Source organism: Arthrobacter sp. AD-310 (genome assembly GCF_054656615.1).
Genome location: NZ_BAAHNO010000010.1, coordinates 186,019 through 200,311, shown reverse-complemented (window position 1 = coordinate 200,311; position 14,293 = coordinate 186,019). Strand labels below are relative to the sequence as shown.

Annotated in this window: 13 protein-coding genes and 1 tRNA gene; 7 read left to right on the top strand and 7 right to left on the bottom strand. The window is 66.4% G+C overall.

The window, feature by feature from the left end; genetic code table 11:
- Nucleotides 1-38: 38 nt before the first annotated feature.
- Entirely contained in the window at nucleotides 39-830 is a 792-nt protein-coding gene (locus ACYQ1Z_RS07520) for a LysR family substrate-binding domain-containing protein (protein WP_459792008.1), read from the bottom strand.
- On the opposite strand from ACYQ1Z_RS07520, the gene ACYQ1Z_RS07515 reads away from it, so the two are divergent.
- The gene (locus ACYQ1Z_RS07515) at nucleotides 829-1,215 is read left to right on the top strand and encodes a DUF5997 family protein (RefSeq protein WP_459791861.1); all 387 of its coding nucleotides are present in this window, start codon (nucleotides 829-831) and stop codon (nucleotides 1,213-1,215) included. The two genes, ACYQ1Z_RS07520 and ACYQ1Z_RS07515, sit on opposite strands and share 2 nt — an antisense overlap.
- A gap of 24 nt (nucleotides 1,216-1,239) precedes the next feature.
- Here the strand turns inward: ACYQ1Z_RS07515 and ACYQ1Z_RS07510 are convergent, their stop codons facing one another.
- From ACYQ1Z_RS07510 to ACYQ1Z_RS07500, 3 genes are read right to left on the bottom strand one after another with little or no spacing between them, the layout of a single operon-like run.
- Entirely contained in the window at nucleotides 1,240-1,620 is a 381-nt protein-coding gene (locus ACYQ1Z_RS07510; protein WP_459791860.1) for a VOC family protein, read from the bottom strand.
- Between the two features lie 20 nt (nucleotides 1,621-1,640).
- The gene (locus ACYQ1Z_RS07505) at nucleotides 1,641-2,123 is read right to left on the bottom strand and encodes a hypothetical protein (RefSeq protein ID WP_459791859.1); all 483 of its coding nucleotides are present in this window, start codon (nucleotides 2,121-2,123) and stop codon (nucleotides 1,641-1,643) included.
- Entirely contained in the window at nucleotides 2,120-4,588 is a 2,469-nt protein-coding gene (locus ACYQ1Z_RS07500) for a molybdopterin oxidoreductase family protein (protein WP_459791858.1), read from the bottom strand. The genes ACYQ1Z_RS07505 and ACYQ1Z_RS07500 overlap by 4 nt, the downstream gene beginning before the upstream one ends.
- Before the next feature lie 201 nt (nucleotides 4,589-4,789).
- Here ACYQ1Z_RS07500 and ACYQ1Z_RS07495 point away from each other — a divergent pair, with 201 nt between their 5' ends.
- The 3 genes from ACYQ1Z_RS07495 (at nucleotide 4,790) to ACYQ1Z_RS07485 (ending at nucleotide 8,284) form a co-directional block, all read left to right on the top strand.
- On the top strand, nucleotides 4,790-5,410 hold the full coding sequence (locus tag ACYQ1Z_RS07495) for a hypothetical protein (protein WP_459792007.1): 621 nt from the start codon (nucleotides 4,790-4,792) through the stop codon (nucleotides 5,408-5,410).
- Nucleotides 5,411-5,500: 90 nt separating this feature from the next.
- Nucleotides 5,501-7,504 (top strand): HNH endonuclease signature motif containing protein, encoded by a 2,004-nt coding sequence (locus ACYQ1Z_RS07490; RefSeq protein ID WP_459791857.1) that lies wholly within the window; start codon nucleotides 5,501-5,503, stop codon nucleotides 7,502-7,504.
- A gap of 165 nt (nucleotides 7,505-7,669) precedes the next feature.
- The gene (locus ACYQ1Z_RS07485; RefSeq protein ID WP_459791856.1) at nucleotides 7,670-8,284 is read left to right on the top strand and encodes a DUF6919 domain-containing protein; all 615 of its coding nucleotides are present in this window, start codon (nucleotides 7,670-7,672) and stop codon (nucleotides 8,282-8,284) included.
- 101 nt (nucleotides 8,285-8,385) lie between these two features.
- On the opposite strand, the gene ACYQ1Z_RS07480 is transcribed toward ACYQ1Z_RS07485, so the two are convergent.
- Together ACYQ1Z_RS07480 and ACYQ1Z_RS07475 are read right to left on the bottom strand one after the other, a co-directional pair.
- Complete coding sequence (locus ACYQ1Z_RS07480) at nucleotides 8,386-8,868, bottom strand: pyridoxamine 5'-phosphate oxidase family protein (protein WP_459791855.1); 483 nt, start codon at nucleotides 8,866-8,868, stop codon at nucleotides 8,386-8,388.
- An 88-nt stretch (nucleotides 8,869-8,956) separates the two neighbouring features.
- The gene (locus ACYQ1Z_RS07475) at nucleotides 8,957-10,342 is read right to left on the bottom strand and encodes a flavin monoamine oxidase family protein (protein WP_459791854.1); all 1,386 of its coding nucleotides are present in this window, start codon (nucleotides 10,340-10,342) and stop codon (nucleotides 8,957-8,959) included.
- Between the two features lie 139 nt (nucleotides 10,343-10,481).
- On the opposite strand from ACYQ1Z_RS07475, the gene ACYQ1Z_RS07470 reads away from it, so the two are divergent.
- The 3 genes from ACYQ1Z_RS07470 (at nucleotide 10,482) to ACYQ1Z_RS07460 (ending at nucleotide 13,951) form a co-directional block, all read left to right on the top strand.
- Nucleotides 10,482-11,219, top strand: coding sequence for a TetR/AcrR family transcriptional regulator (locus ACYQ1Z_RS07470; RefSeq protein ID WP_459791853.1), 738 nt, complete (start codon nucleotides 10,482-10,484; stop codon nucleotides 11,217-11,219).
- 867 nt (nucleotides 11,220-12,086) lie between these two features.
- Nucleotides 12,087-13,214, top strand: a complete 1,128-nt coding sequence (locus ACYQ1Z_RS07465; protein WP_459791852.1) for an L-talarate/galactarate dehydratase — start codon at nucleotides 12,087-12,089, stop codon at nucleotides 13,212-13,214.
- A gap of 23 nt (nucleotides 13,215-13,237) precedes the next feature.
- The gene (locus tag ACYQ1Z_RS07460; RefSeq protein WP_459791851.1) at nucleotides 13,238-13,951 is read left to right on the top strand and encodes a FadR/GntR family transcriptional regulator; all 714 of its coding nucleotides are present in this window, start codon (nucleotides 13,238-13,240) and stop codon (nucleotides 13,949-13,951) included.
- Between the two features lie 131 nt (nucleotides 13,952-14,082).
- Here ACYQ1Z_RS07460 and ACYQ1Z_RS07455 read toward each other — a convergent pair.
- Nucleotides 14,083-14,165, bottom strand: a tRNA-Leu gene (locus tag ACYQ1Z_RS07455).
- Between the last annotated feature and the right edge of the window lie 128 nt (nucleotides 14,166-14,293).

The following is a 14,293-nucleotide window of genomic DNA, read 5'->3' as shown; positions in this document are numbered from 1 at the left end:
CGGTTCCCGCCCAGGGAACCGGCCTGTTCCATGGCTGGTTACCGCTTCCCCTTTTTCCGCGAACCCCGGCCGCGGCCCTTGTCGGGGTTGGGCGCGTACCGCTGGGCGACTTTCGGAGCTTTTTTGGGGGTGCCGCCGCCGCGCCGGTCAGGTTTGGGTTCCTTCTTAGCCTTTACCGGCTGCGCCGACGGCTGCCGTGAACTCTGGGCCGTCCGCCCGCGGACAATCCCGATGAATTCCTCGAGGACGTCATCCGTGGACTCCGTCAGCCAGACTAGTGCGATCTCGGTTCCCGGCGCTCCGCTAAGCCGCCGGGCCACGGTGTCCTTGACGTTGTAGTGCCGGGCCACGGACATCGGCAGGACCGCCAGTCCGGCGCCGGCGGCCACCACCTGGAGGGCGGGTTCGGGACCGCCCAGGGCAGCAACGTCCAGGAACGATTCCTGCTCCAGGTCCGCCAGGGCCACTTCCTCGAAGACGGAAATCTCGTGCCCCTTGGGTGCCACCACCACCGGTTGTTCCTCATAGAGCGGGATAACACTCAGGCCCTCGCGCTCAACGGGAAGGCGGACAAAGGCCATGTCCGCGGAACCGTCACGGACCGCGCCGGCCTGCGCGCCGCCGTCGTGCATAAACGCGGTCAACGGAACGCCCGGCATCCGTTCTTCCCACCGGCGGATCCACTTTCCCGGCGTAACGCCGGCCACGTAGGCGATGCGGAGAGTCCGCGTCCCTGCAGGAACTTCGGGCTCAGGGGAAGCGTCGGGGATGGGTTCGTTGGAGGAGGGCACGTCTTCACAGTACCGTTCGCCCGGATACCCTTGAAGCATGACCTCTGCGAACTCCCAGTCCATGAAGCCGGCCACCGTTGCCAAGAAACTTGGCATCTACCTGCCCGCAACGCCGCAGGAGTTCCAGGATTCGACAATCACCCGCGAGGAATTCGCCGAACTCCAGTCCAACCCGCCGGAGTGGCTCGCCGAGCTGCGCCGCAACGGCCCGCACCCGCGTCCGGTGGTCGCGCAGAAGCTGAACGTGTCCATCAGCGGCCTCGCCCGCGGTGGCGTGGAGGAAGCGCTCACGACGGCGGAAATCACCGCGCTGCTGCAGGCTCCCCCGCAGTGGCTGGTCACCGAGCGAGCCACGCACGCAGCCGTCCGCGCCGAGAACCAGCGGGTCAAGGAGCAGGCGGCGAAGAAGGCTGCCAAAAAGTAGCCGCGCGGGGTCAGTCGCGCCGGGTCAGTCCTGGTGCAGCTGGACGTAGTTGCCGCAGCCGTCGTCGAAGACGGCGGTGATGCCGGACGGGTCCTCCGTTGGCGGGGTTTTGAAGCTGACGCCCGCGGCCACCAGCCGGTCGTACTCCGCCTGGACATCGGGCACGCCGAACACGATCGCCGGCAGCCCGGCCTTGTAGACGGCGTTCATGTAGTCGGAGCCGATCGGGTTGTCACTGGGTTCCAGGAGAAGCCCCACTGAGCTGTCACCGGCGCCGGGGTCCTTGATGATGTAGAGGTTGTACTCCGGCATGGCCATGAGGGTGTCGAAGCCCAAAATGCCCGTGTAGAAGGCATGGGCGGCGGCGGGGTCCTTGACGTGGATGCTGCACATTTTGATTCGCATGGTCCCCAACATACTCCCGCTCAGCTCACGAGGATCTGCGTTGCGGATTCCTTGAGCTTTCCGTTGGCCCATTTCATCTGCCGGAGGTTCTGCGGGTGGCAGCGCCGGGCCACGTCCAGCAGGTCCGTGTGCTTGATGCCCTGGGCGGCCTGCGCCAGGAGTTCCCAGTCGGCCGACACGCCGCAGGCCTTCGTGTATACCTCGCGCAGGTCCCGCAGGAGCAGCAGCCCGGCCTCGCCTTCCCGGCCCACCAGCTGGCTGCCCTTTTCGCGGAGCTTTTCCAGCAGCGTGTTTTCGCTCCGCGGTTCCGGGTCCAGCTCCTGGCCGTAGCGGGTGGCGATGGCGGCGATCTCCCGGACATGCTGCTGGGACCACTTCGCCAGGTCCCGCCCCAAGTGGTAGATCTCGTGGTCCACCTTGTGCCGTTCCGAGACGTGGAAGAGTTCCTGCGCCAGGTCGTTCTCGTCCCGGTGCAGCTGTTCGAGTACCAGCCCGATTTTCACAGCGATCCCTCCCCTGCGGTGGTGCGGATGTCTTCCCCGGCCAGGGCGGTCGGGATGCCGCGGGTGCCGGTGCCGGGAAGTTCGACGGCGGGCGCGGACGCCGTGTTGGTCGGCGCCGGCGCGGGGCCGTCACCTGCACCCACGCGGCGGATGCGGGCGGCGGCGGTTTTGAAGATGGGCTGCTTGGAGGCTGCATCCCAGTCCGTGATGGTCAGCTCGTTGGCGGCGCGGCCGACGTCGCCGGGCTCATGGCCGGTTCCGGTGTCCCAGTACCCGTAGTGGAAGGGCAGGAACAGGACACCGTCGCGGATCCCGCCGATCCGCACCTGCGCACGGACGGAGCCGCGGGGAGTCTCCACCTCCGCAACGTCGCCCTCCGCGATTCCGTGTGTGCCGGCGTCGTGCGCTGACATCTCAACCCACACCTCCGGTGCGGCCGCCTGCAGTTCCGGTGCCCGCGCCGTCTTGGTGCGGGTGTGGAAGTGGAAGAGCGTGCGGCCGGTGATGAGCTGCAGCGGGAACTTCCGGCTGGGGAGTTCATGCGGCGGGACGTATTCGGCGGCCTTGATGATGGCGCGCCCCTCCGGGTTCAGGGCCTTGTACTCCTCAGGTTCCACCGGAGCCCCGGTGATGAGGTCGCGGCCGTAGGTTTCGCAGTACTCAGGGTGCGCCCAGAACTTCCCGTCCGTGTAGAGCCGCTCGGTACCGTCCGGATTTTCCCCGTTGCACGGCCACTGGATCCCCGAGGCGCCGCGCAGCTTGCCATAGGTGATGCCGGTGTAGTCGCAGGGGCGGCCCCGACTGCATTCCTTCCATGCCTCGAAGGCGGACTCGGCGTCATGCCACTTGATGAGCGGCTGCCCGTCTTTGTCCTTCAGGTCCATCCGGTGTGCGTAGTCGATGAAGATGTCCAGGTCCGGCCGCGCTTCGCCGGGCGGGTCCACGGCCTTCTCGGACAGGTGCACGGTGCGGTCCACATTAGTGAACGTCCCGGTTTTTTCGCCCCACGTGGCGGCAGGCAGGACGACGTCGGCCAGCTGCGCCGTCTCGGAAAGGAAGATGTCCTGCACCACCAGGAAGAGCCGGTCCTGTTTCAGGATGGAGCGGATGCGGGCGAGCTCCGGGAGCGACACCGCCGGGTTGGTGCCGCTGACCCAGAGCATCCGGATGGAGCCTTCCTCCACGTACCGCATCATCTGCATCACGTGCGTCGGGGGCGAGTAGTGCGGGATGGCCATCGGGTCCACGTTCCAGACCCGTGCCAGGTCCTGGACGTGGGTGTCGTTGGACCAGTTCCGGAAGGCCGGCAGGTCTCCGTCGGCGCCGCATTCGCGGGTGTTCTCGGCTGTGGGCTGACCGTTCATCTGCAGGATCCCGCAGCCGGGTTTGCCCAGCATGCCCCGGATGATGTGGACGTTATTAACCTGCACCGCGGCGGCTGTGGCCTGGTTGGACTGGTAGAAGCCCTGCAGGACGGTGGACAGCAGCCGTTCCGCCTGCCCGATGATCCGCGCTGCCTCCCGGATCTTTTCCCCGGGGACGCCGCAGATTTCGGCTACCAGGGCCGGCGGGTACTTATTGACCTCTTGTTCGAGCTCCTGGTAACCCACTGTGTGGGCCTGGATGTAGTCCTGGTCCACCCAGCCGTTCGCGATGATCTCGTGCAGTATCCCGTTCATCAGGGCCACATTCGTGCCGGGCCGCGGGGCGAGGTGGACCGTTGCTGCCTTGGCCACGGGTGTGAGGCGCGGGTCCACGCAAATGATCCTGGGCGGGTTGGGGCCGGCCAGCCGGTCCAGCATACGCGTCCAGAGTACGCTCTGGGTTTCGGCCACGTTGTGGCCATAGAGCGCAATCACATCCGCATGGTCAACGTCGGTATAGGAGCCGGGCTGGCCGTCGCAGCCAAAGGATTCCTTTAGTGCTTCCGCCGCGGTGGCGGTGCAGAGGCGCGTGTTGCCGTCCACGTGGTTGGTGCCGATGCCGCCGTGGGCGATGGTACCCAGCGTGTAGTACTCCTCGGCGAACAGCTGGCCCGTGGTGTAGAAGCCGATCGCGCTGGCGCCCTGTTCGGCCAACAGGGCCTTGGAGTGCGCCACCACCTGGCCCATGGCGGTGTCCCAGTCCGTCTCCACCAGCTTGCCGTTCCTCCGGACCAGGGGCCGGGTCAACCGGTCCGGGGAGCCGTTCGCCTGCCAACCGTATAGGTCTTTCGGGCCCAGGCGGCCGTAGTTGACCCGGTCCACGGCCCGGCCGCGCACACCCACTATCCGATTGTCCTTGACGGCGATGTCCATGGCATCGCCGTTCGAGTGGAGGATGGAGGCCGTCTGGACCCAGCGGTCAACATCCTCCGGGGAGACGCCCTCGGCAAGGTGCGAATCAACCCGGACCGGCCACGTTCCTCCGCTTGGATACGGGGTCCGTGTCCCCCAGGGTTCGGCGATCCTGTCCATCCGAGCCATCAGTCCATCTCCTGTCCCGAAGTCGGGCACGGCAACGGCGCCGGTCCCCGTACGGGAAACCTACCCCTGTTCCACCTGCCAAAACAGTGCCGGCCGCGCGTTGAAGTCCAGCCATTGACCCCGTCCGTCCGGCGCGGTGGAATTGAATGACCAGCCCGGGATTCCGCGGCCCGGGCTCATGCTGGAGGTCGGGTGGCAGCCATGGGGGAAGGGTTCTTCGAGGGTCTGGTACAGGGAGTGTGGGCGCTGGTGCTCGCCGGTCCCCTGCTGGTAGCCAGTGTGGCGGCCACGGTCTATGTAGTCCGCCGGCGCGCCCTGTCCAGAGGGCATGACCAAGCCGGCCCGCATGGCACGGCCGGGCATACGGACCAGGTGTTTTGGGACCTGTTCCTGGGAGCCTGCGTCGCCGTCCCTGCCCTGCTGATCCCAACCCTCGTTTCACCTTGGACGGGGCTGTTCCTAGGGGGTGCCGGTGTGGCAGCGGGCGTCGCGGCCTACAGGGCCACTCCCCGGTTCCTGGACCAACGGACCCGCCGCCGCGAGGACCGTCAGCTGGAGTCGGCCCACCTGGCAGCACGTGCGCAGCACGACGAGGTGATCGCCCGGTGGCGGCGTTACGAGCTGGACCCGGCCTGCCATATCGACTACCCGGCCCTGACGGACGTGCGGCTGCCGGAGACGTCGGCCTTCATCAAGGCGATGCGGGCGGCTGACCAGCTCCGTGGAGAGTCCCGGCAAGGCTATCCCGACGCCGTTACGCGCCTGGCTGCCTCCCTCGCCGCCGCGGAACGCGCAGCAGGAATTCCCGCCGAACAAGGTTAGGAAACCGCCCAGCGATGCGCGTCTTCCGGTACAGTCCTCGAAATTGACCGCAGCAAGGGAAATGTCAGACCCCCGTTAGACGATATTCCTATGGAAACGAGCGCGGGAGCGGCGGCACGAATGGAGGCCATCTGTGCCACCGTTGCTGCACTCGCCGCGCTTGATGCTGAGGACGCTGCACTCGCCTCCGCCGGTGCTTCGGCTGTGGCCGGCGCTGTTGCCGGTGACGGTGTGGATGCTCTTCAGCGGGCGTATGAGATCCGGCTTGAACGCCTGGAGCTGGAGAACAAGCTGGAGGCCCAGGCCGCGGCCCGAAAAGCCCGGTCCGTGGCCGAAGCCATGGACCTGCAGCATGCCATGATCCCGCCGGACGCGCCCCTGCATGAGCGGACCTACACCGAGATGTCCACGGTGGAGGAGATCGCCGGGATCCTGACCATCAGTTCCGGGGCCGCGTCCGCGTTCGTGACCCAGTCCCGCCAGGTCTGTGCCCTGCCGCCGGTAATGGACGTCCTGTCGGTTGGGGCCATGTCCTGGCAGCAGGCCCGGATTTTCGCCGACGAAACCGAGGCCCTGGACCACCCTGCTGCGGCCGCTTTGGTGGAGCATTTCCTCGACCCCGGCGCGCCCAACCCCGCCCGTGGTTGCCCGGCATCGGAGCTGGTGCCCGCCCGGTTACGGGCAAAGGTGCGCAGCTGGCGGGAACGCCACCACCGCGAATCGATCGAACAACGCCACCGCAAGTCCGCGGCGGACCGGCGGGTGGAATACACCCCGGACCGGGACGGTATGGCCTGGATCTCCGCCTACCTGCGCGCCGACCAGGCGCTGGCGATCAACAACGGCCTCACCGCAACCGCCAGGACCCTGCAGGGACCTAACGAAGCCCGCACTCTCACCCAGCTCAAAACCGACATCTTCGCCCGACGCCTCCTCACAAACCGGACAGCCTCCGCCCCCGACCACGCAGCTACCGGCTGCACCCCGACCCATGAGCTGGACGATGTGATCGGGCTGGCCACCTTCACAGGCTCCGATGAACCCGCAACAGAGCTCAATACGTTCGCCGGTGACAACCCCAGCACCAGGCCGGCAGCAGGACCGGACCTCCCCGCCGCCTGCACCACCCCGTACCCTGCTCAACCGGATTCGAGCGGAACCACGGGTCCCTGCGGCACCACCCTGCAACAGGCTAGATCCGCGTTGAGCGGAACCACGGACGCGGGCACGAACCAAGATCTGGCCAAGGTCCACACACCCCGCGCCGAGGTCCTCGTGACCGTCCCGCTCTTCGCGCTCCTTGGCCTCACCGACGAACCAGCCGAACTCGACGGCTACGGACCCATCCCCGCCTCCATCGCGCGTCAACTCCTCGCCGGCGGCGCCGAATCCTTCCGCCGCGTCCTGCTCGACCCCCGCGACGGAACACCCCTGGAAATCGGCCGCACCAGCTACCGCCTCACCAAAGCGATGAAAAGAGGTTTGCAGCTGCGGGACGGCAAGTGTGTCTTCCCCGGCTGCAGCAACAACTCCCTCGACAACGACACCGACCACCTCACAGCCTGGCAGCACGGCGGAACCACCGGCATCAGCAACCTCGCCCAACTCTGCCCTCGGCACCACCGCCTGAAACACAACAGCAGCTGGGAACCAACAGCCGCGACCAAGGACGAACCACCAGGCTGGACCTCACCCACCGGCCGCCACTACCAAGCCGAACAACCCGACCGCCAACCACCACAATGGCCACGGGGTATGGGTGTGGCGCCGGTGGGAGTGGAAGAACCCGGGAAGGGACAGAGTCCTGAAGGGAGACAGGGCTCAGGAGGGAAACAGGGTTCAGAAGGGCGCGGTTCGGACGCAGCTCCCGACGCAGGACCAGCCGCACCACCCTGGCCGGATCCTGCATGGTTCGAATCAGCACCGCCCGATCTGGAGCCTCCAGGCGACGAACCCGAGGACGAGAACCTCATAGATGCCAACGAATCCGAACCCGACGACCCCATCTGGGAAGCCTTCTACACCACACCCTTCGTCCTCCCACCCGACCCACAACCGGAATGGATACTCCTGCTCGAGGCCACGGCTCCCTGATCCAAGGGGTTAACTCGGGTCGAGGACTCATGCCCATGGGGCCAGGTCGGGCGAGGTCAGAATTGAACGTCGCCAGGCTCTGCAGCGGTGGTGCCAGGGGCAGGAGGTTAAGTGGTATGTCGGAAACGGTGGAAGGCTCCGGCACACCGGCGATAGCATCCGAAGATGGAGCCAGACGAATTACCAGAACGGGACCAGTATGGGCGGCTGCTGGAGGACCGCGGAGTCTGGAGGCAGGCCACCACCCTCGACGCCGCGGGCGAACTGACCGCGCGGTGGCTGGAGGGCGGCAGTTCGTACCAGCCCGGCCACTTCGCACCGGGCGCCGACGACGAAACCAGCCCCATCGCCACAGCCCTTGCTGAACTCAACCGCAACGGGTTGTTCACCAAAGAGTCGCAGCCCGGGCTGAAATCAGGGTCAGAAGCCCAGCGGGAGTATGTCACGGGCTTCTGCAGCGCGGACGTGGCAGGAGAACTGCTTGCATTGTCCACCCGCACCGAACTGGTGACCGTGGCTCACGCGCCCGGGGAATCCAGCAATGCGGCCATTCCGGTGACGTTAGTGGGATCGGAAGTTACGACGGTCCTCGGCTCGAGCGAGAACCCGGTGGACGAAGAACAGATCCGGGACTGGGCGGAGGAAACCAACGACACCCTGGCCCTGCTGCTCGCCGACTCCTGGTATGTGGAAATCTTCGATCCGGAGTGGGGCCGCAATGATGTCCTCCTGCCGGCAGTCCTGGGAGCGCTGGCAGCCGCCAGGGCCGGAAACAGGTAGGACCGGAAGTACCCGCTGAAAACACGGCTACAGCAAGGCCGGGACAGCCCACGGCTGCCCCGGCCCTCTCTCGTCATATGGATTTACAGTTTCACGTGGATCTAGAGTTCCACGGTGCCGCTTTCGCCAACGCTCATCCGGCTGTTGGTGACCTTCGACTTCACCCACTGCAGCACCGTCGCGGCGGTGCCGCCCGGGCTGTGCCAGTACTCGGCGGAATCAGAATCAATGCGGAGCAGGCAGACCTCGGGAGTGTCCGGTCCGTCCGGGAACCACGCTTCCACCGCCTGGTTCCACAGTTCATGGATCTTGGCACGGTCCGTCACCACTTCGGCGGTGCCGGCTACGGACACCCATTCGGTGTTCTTTCCAAAGGCAACATTGACGCGCGAGTCCCTGCGGACATGCGCAACCTGCGATGTGCCGAGACCGGTGAAGAACCACATGTCGCCGTCGTCCTTCACCTCCTGGACGGCCAGCGGGCGGCTGACGAGCGCGCCTTCCTCATTGATGGTGGTCAGCATTCCGATCTTGGAGTCGTTGATGATGTCCGTAACCTTGCTGATGCCGTTGGCGTCAGTCATGTCTCACCTCGCTTGTTTGCCTAGGGGACGCTCCCCACGGCCAGCCTATTAGTAAGCATGCTTATTTACCAGCGGCTCCGGCTCCTTCTCAGGCGGGAACAGCCACGTTCGCGAGTTCGGCGATCCGCGCGGCGGTTTGCCGGCCCATCCGGATGGCGCCGTCCACGTGCTGGTAGCCTTCCGCGGCGAGGTCGGAGGAGCACCAGTAGATGGGTCCCACCGGGGCGAGCTGGTCCTTGCCGTAACGGTGCAGGCCGCCCAGGTCGTAGCTGGCGGCGTACGCGCCGCGGGTCCATTCCTCCGACCCCCAGTCCGACTCGTAGTAGACCTCGGGCACCAGGGCCTCGTCGCCGAGGAAGCCCGCGATGGAGGCCAGGATCGCCTTCTTGCGGTCTTCCGCGCTCAGCTCGAAGACGGCGTCGGCCTTTTCGTCGGAGACGAAGCCCACCAGGGTGCCGCGGGCGTCGCCGTGGTTGGTGTTGTCGTAGACCTCCTGGACCAGCGCGTCGGCGCCGAAACCGGTGCCGGACAGACCCTTATTCCGCCAGAACGGCGTGCTGTAGACGGCATGGACCTTGATGACCAGGCCCAGGGACTGGTGCTGGTGCATCTGGTGCTGGCGGCGCGGCAACGGCGGGTTGAAGGAAACGCGGGAGTACAGGTTGGGCGGGACGGCCATGATCACAAACCGGGCATTGACGGTGGCACGGTCGGATTCGACGGTGACGCGGTGGCCGCTGTCACCGTCCGGCTGCCAATGGATGGTGCGCACGGGGGTGTTGAGGACAACGTCGTCACCCAGTTCCTGCGCCTGCAGCAGCGAGACCTGCTGCATGCCGCCCACCACGCGGCGGTCGAGGATGAAGTCCTCGTTGGTGAGGTTGGTGAAGGATCCGGCGGAGGCGGCCATCAGGACGGCCTGCAGCGCGGAGAAGGAGTGGGCCGGCTTGGTCAGCATGCCGCCGGCGATAAACAGGCCGATGTTCCTGCAGGCCTCCTCGTTGGCCGAGTTCTGCCGCAGCCAATGGTGGAAGGAGACAGTGTCCAGCTCCCGGGCCTTGGGGTGTGCCCAGGGTTCGGTGGCACCGACTTCGGCAGCGAGTCCGTCGAGCAGCTCCACCAGGCGGTCCATTTCGACGGCGGTGGCCGGGTCCACTGGGAAGGTATCACCCGTGTAGCGGACGGGAATGCCGTCGGAGCCGATGTAGACCGAGTCGCCCTGGCGGTAGCGCGGGTAGGTTTCCAGGTTCAGCTCCTGCAGTAGGTCAAGGAGTGCCGTCTGGTCCGGAGAAACCCACTGTCCGCCGATTTCCAGCATGGCGCCGTCCACGGTGTCCGTCCAGGTGCGGCCGCCGACGCGGTCACGGGCCTCGAGCACGGCCACGGTGAGTCCGGCCTTCTTCAGCTCCCGTGCTGCCGTGAGCCCGGACGGCCCGGCTCCGACGACCACGACGTCTCGGTTCAGGTTCAGCATGATGTCCTCTCTGGTGTCCCCCTGGTGAGGGGTAACACTAAATGAATGCCGTTCATTTATTAGAACTATAGCTGTTTCTCCGCGGGACTGGAAGTGCCCGGTGGAATAATGCTGGGGACCGCAAAAGAAAGGGCGCCGAATGCCGGCAGTAGCAGCCGAACAGGGACAGACTGCAGGGAACGCCGCACAGGCGCGCCGCCGTCGGGCAGGCCGGCCCTCAGCGGCAGTGCTGGACAAGGCGGGAATTACGACGGCGGCCCTCGAGCTGATCAGCCGGAAAGGCTACGACGGCCTCACCATGGCGGCACTGGCAAAGCTGCTGGACGTGGCGCCGTCGGCCCTGTACAACCACGTCAAAGCCAAGCGCGACGTCCTGCTCCTGGTGGAGGACCACCTGACGTCACTGGTGGACGTCTCAGCCTTCGGCACCAAGCCCTGGGAGGACGCCGTCAGGACATGGGCCCGGAGCTACCGGGACGTCTTCGCGGAGCACACCCCGCTGATTCCCGTTATTGCCGTGCTGCCGGTAACCGATGCCCCGCAGACCCTCGCTATGTACGAGACAGTCAGCAAAGGGTTCCTGGACGCCGGGTTCCCGCAGGAGCGCATCGTTCCTGCGATTGTGGCCCTCGAGTCCTTTATTTTCGGGTCCGCCTACGACGTGACTGCGCCAGGCGACATCTTCGAGCCCGGGTCCATGGCTGAGGCAAACCCGCATTTCACGGCAGCCGTGCGGAGTTTTTCCGTCGAGCAGGATACGGGCGGACATTCAGGAACCAAGGGGCATGGCCGCTGGAAACCGGCCGACACGGCGTTCAGCCTGGGACTCGAGGCGCTGATTGCCGGCCTGGGCTTGCTCCGGGGGCAGGCCGGCTGACCTCCGCGCCGCTTCTCCCCTAACGTCCGGACTGCCCAGGCCGCCGGTCCTCACGCCGGTCCCGGGGGTGGGACCCCACATCCGACCCGGAGTCCCAGGAGTCGGGCTCCTCCGTTTCGGAGACCCCATCTTCCGGGTCCGCATCTTCGGGATCCCCGTCTTCGGAGTCCCCGGATCCGGCGCGGACAGGCGTCGGAGTAGCAGTAGCTCCAGTCGGGCCTGCGGTCGCGGGTACATGCGCCCTCGGCGGCTGCGCCGGATCCTGCGGCGCTGCGTCCGGGGCGGCAGTCGCCGAGGGCTCCGCTGTAGCTGCGCCGGTAGCCTCCCCGCCGCTTTGGGCAGCCGCTTCGCCACTTTTCCTTGCGGCTTCCCTGGCCCTTTCAGCCGCAGCCAGCTGGCTGGCGCCGACATCCGCCGTCGGCCTCGAATTGGGATCCGCGCCAATGGCAACCCCACTGTCGGCCGGAACGGACGTCAGGACGGGATCGGCGTCGGACGGGGCAGTGCAGGCCGCAGTGGCGAGCAGTGCAAAGAGCATGCCAGTGGCGAACAGAGCGTTTCTGCGCATGGAAAACAAAGCCTCTTCAAGGTGTGCGGCGCGACGGGACGCCTGGTATGTCCCACCGGTGTTGTCACGGGCGGCGCAGTGCGGAAGCACCGCGCGGCGGCCTTAACACACGCAGAAGCAGTAACGATGGTTCGCCGGGGCGTGTGCGCCGACCGGTGACCTAAACGTTACATTGCCGCGTTGGCGGGAAGCCAATCGATGAAACGCCGCCGATTAGCAGGAATCTTGTATTACAAGTTATGTACTTGTATTCTAAGTGTGTGGGCGAAGAAGCCCAGTCCCCGCCCCTAGGAGAATCCATGAGCACCGTTGACCTGATCAGGCACGTCAAGCTGTCCACCGCCCGCCTCCCCCTTGCCGTTCCCATCAGCGATGCCAAGGTGTTCACGGGGCGCCAGAAGCCCATGACCGAAGTGGTCTTCCTCTTCGCCGAGATCACGACCGAGCAGGGCCACAGCGGACTGGGCTTCAGCTACTCCAAGCGCGCCGGGGGGCCGGCGCAGTACGCCCACGCCAAGGAGGTTGCCGAGGGAATCATTGGCGAGGACCCAAATGACATCGGCAAGCTCTACACCAAGCTCCTCTGGGCCGGCGCTTCAGTGGGCCGCTCAGGCGTCGCCACCCAGGCACTGGCCGCCATCGACATCGCCCTGTACGACCTCAAAGCCAAGCGTGCCGGGCTCCCCCTGGCCAAGCTGCTCGGCTCGTACCGTGACTCGGTCCAGACCTACAACACCTCCGGCGGCTTCCTGAACGCCACCCTCGACGAGGTCAAGGCCCGGGCCACGCAGTCCATCGACGACGGCATCGGCGGCATCAAGATCAAGGTCGGCCTGCCGGACACGGCCGAGGACCTCCGCCGCGTGGCGGGCATCCGGGAACACATCGGCTGGGACGTCCCGCTGATGGTGGACGCGAACCAGCAGTGGGACCGGGCCACCGCACTCCGGATGGGCCGGCAGTTCGAGGAGTTCAACCTCATCTGGATCGAGGAGCCGCTGGACGCCTACGACTTCGAGGGCCACGCCCACCTCGCGCAGGTCCTGGACACCCCTATCGCGACCGGTGAAATGCTCGCCTCCGTTGCGGAGCACAAAGGACTCATCGCCGCCAACGGCTGCGACATCATCCAACCGGATGCCCCGCGCGTAGGCGGCATCACCCAGTTCCTGCGCCTTGCGGCCCTCGCGGACGAACGCGGCCTGGGCCTGGCCCCACACTTCGCCATGGAAATCCACCTGCACCTGGCCGCGGCCTACCCGCGGGAGCCGTGGGTGGAGCACTTCGACTGGCTGGATCCGCTGTTCAACGAGCGCCTCGAAACGAAGGACGGCCGGATGATCGTTCCGGATCGCCCGGGCCTCGGCGTGACGTTCAGCGACCAGGCCCGCGCCTGGACCACCGAGTCCGTGGAGTTCGGCGCGTAGCCCTGAAGCCGTAATCTGGTGCCATGAGCCGGAACCTCACCGCGGACCTCGCCGCCGACCTTCGAAACCGTATCGTCGACGGCGTCATCCAGCCTGGTGAGAAGCTTCCCAGTGAAAACACGCTGATCAGCGACTTTGGCGTGAGCCGTACCGTGGTCCGGGCGGCCCTCACACGGCTCCAGGCCGAGGGACTGGTGGAAACGGAGCGCGGCCGCGGCAGTTTCGCGCTCACTCCGCCTTCGGAGGGGCCCTCGGCAGCGCCGGGGGCCCGCCCGGTGGCCACCACGGAGGACCGGCTGCACCTCCTCGAGTTCCGCATGGGCGTGGAAACCGAGGCCGCGGCGCTGGCTGCCGGCAATCACAGCGACCGGCAGTTGCGGGCCATCAATACTGCCTTGGAAGAGTTCACCGCCAGCGGCGGCCACCCGGCTCATGCCATGAAATCCGATTTCGAATTCCACCGGGCCGTGGCCGCGGCCTCCGGCAACCCGTATTACTCCGACTGCCTCACGGCCCTGGGACAGACCATGATCGCCATGCCGCGCACCCGGCTGATGACCGGCGTCGAGCATTATGCCCGGGACCACTTTGACCAGGTGGTGCTGGAGCACCGCTCCATTGCCGACGCAATTGCTGATGGCGACGAGGCGGCGGCAGCGGCCGCCATGCGCAGCCACCTTGCAAACTCGCGACGCCGGTTCAAGGCGTCCGCCCGCACCCCGGCCGGCGAATCCTAAGCTTGCCGGCAGGACCTGGGCTTGTCCGCCGGATCCGCGGACAAGCTTCTGGAATTACGTACGGCGCGTCAAAACGAAAGGGTCCGAACACGAAAGAGCCCCGGTCCTAGGACCGGGGCTCTTTCTTTGCGTGCGCGAGGGGGGATTTGAACCCCCACGCCCTTTCGGACACTGGCACCTGAAGCCAGCGCGTCTGCCGTTCCGCCACTCGCGCGCAACTTCTTCCACTTCAGCTGGTCGGTTTCCCGGATCCTCGCCTCGTAAAAGCAGCGAGATCAAGCATAACGGACACCTGCCGCAAAACACCAATCGAGCCGTCCGGCCCCCCAAAAGTGGACCGCG

Excerpts from the sequence above, each read along its gene's own strand:
- ACYQ1Z_RS07515 (WP_459791861.1), top strand. The coding sequence starts at position 829 with ATGACCTCTGCGAACTCCCAGTCCATGAAGCCGGCCACCGTTGCCAAG.
- ACYQ1Z_RS07520 (WP_459792008.1), bottom strand. The coding sequence starts at position 830 with ATGCTTCAAGGGTATCCGGGCGAACGGTACTGTGAAGACGTGCCCTCC.
- ACYQ1Z_RS07510 (WP_459791860.1), bottom strand. The coding sequence starts at position 1,620 with ATGCGAATCAAAATGTGCAGCATCCACGTCAAGGACCCCGCCGCCGCC.
- ACYQ1Z_RS07500 (WP_459791858.1), bottom strand. The coding sequence starts at position 4,588 with ATGGCTCGGATGGACAGGATCGCCGAACCCTGGGGGACACGGACCCCG.
- ACYQ1Z_RS07495 (WP_459792007.1), top strand. The coding sequence starts at position 4,790 with ATGGGGGAAGGGTTCTTCGAGGGTCTGGTACAGGGAGTGTGGGCGCTG.
- ACYQ1Z_RS07490 (WP_459791857.1), top strand. The coding sequence starts at position 5,501 with ATGGAAACGAGCGCGGGAGCGGCGGCACGAATGGAGGCCATCTGTGCC.
- ACYQ1Z_RS07485 (WP_459791856.1), top strand. The coding sequence starts at position 7,670 with ATGGAGCCAGACGAATTACCAGAACGGGACCAGTATGGGCGGCTGCTG.
- ACYQ1Z_RS07480 (WP_459791855.1), bottom strand. The coding sequence starts at position 8,868 with ATGACTGACGCCAACGGCATCAGCAAGGTTACGGACATCATCAACGAC.
- ACYQ1Z_RS07475 (WP_459791854.1), bottom strand. The coding sequence starts at position 10,342 with ATGCTGAACCTGAACCGAGACGTCGTGGTCGTCGGAGCCGGGCCGTCC.
- ACYQ1Z_RS07470 (WP_459791853.1), top strand. The coding sequence starts at position 10,482 with ATGCCGGCAGTAGCAGCCGAACAGGGACAGACTGCAGGGAACGCCGCA.
- ACYQ1Z_RS07465 (WP_459791852.1), top strand. The coding sequence starts at position 12,087 with ATGAGCACCGTTGACCTGATCAGGCACGTCAAGCTGTCCACCGCCCGC.
- ACYQ1Z_RS07460 (WP_459791851.1), top strand. The coding sequence starts at position 13,238 with ATGAGCCGGAACCTCACCGCGGACCTCGCCGCCGACCTTCGAAACCGT.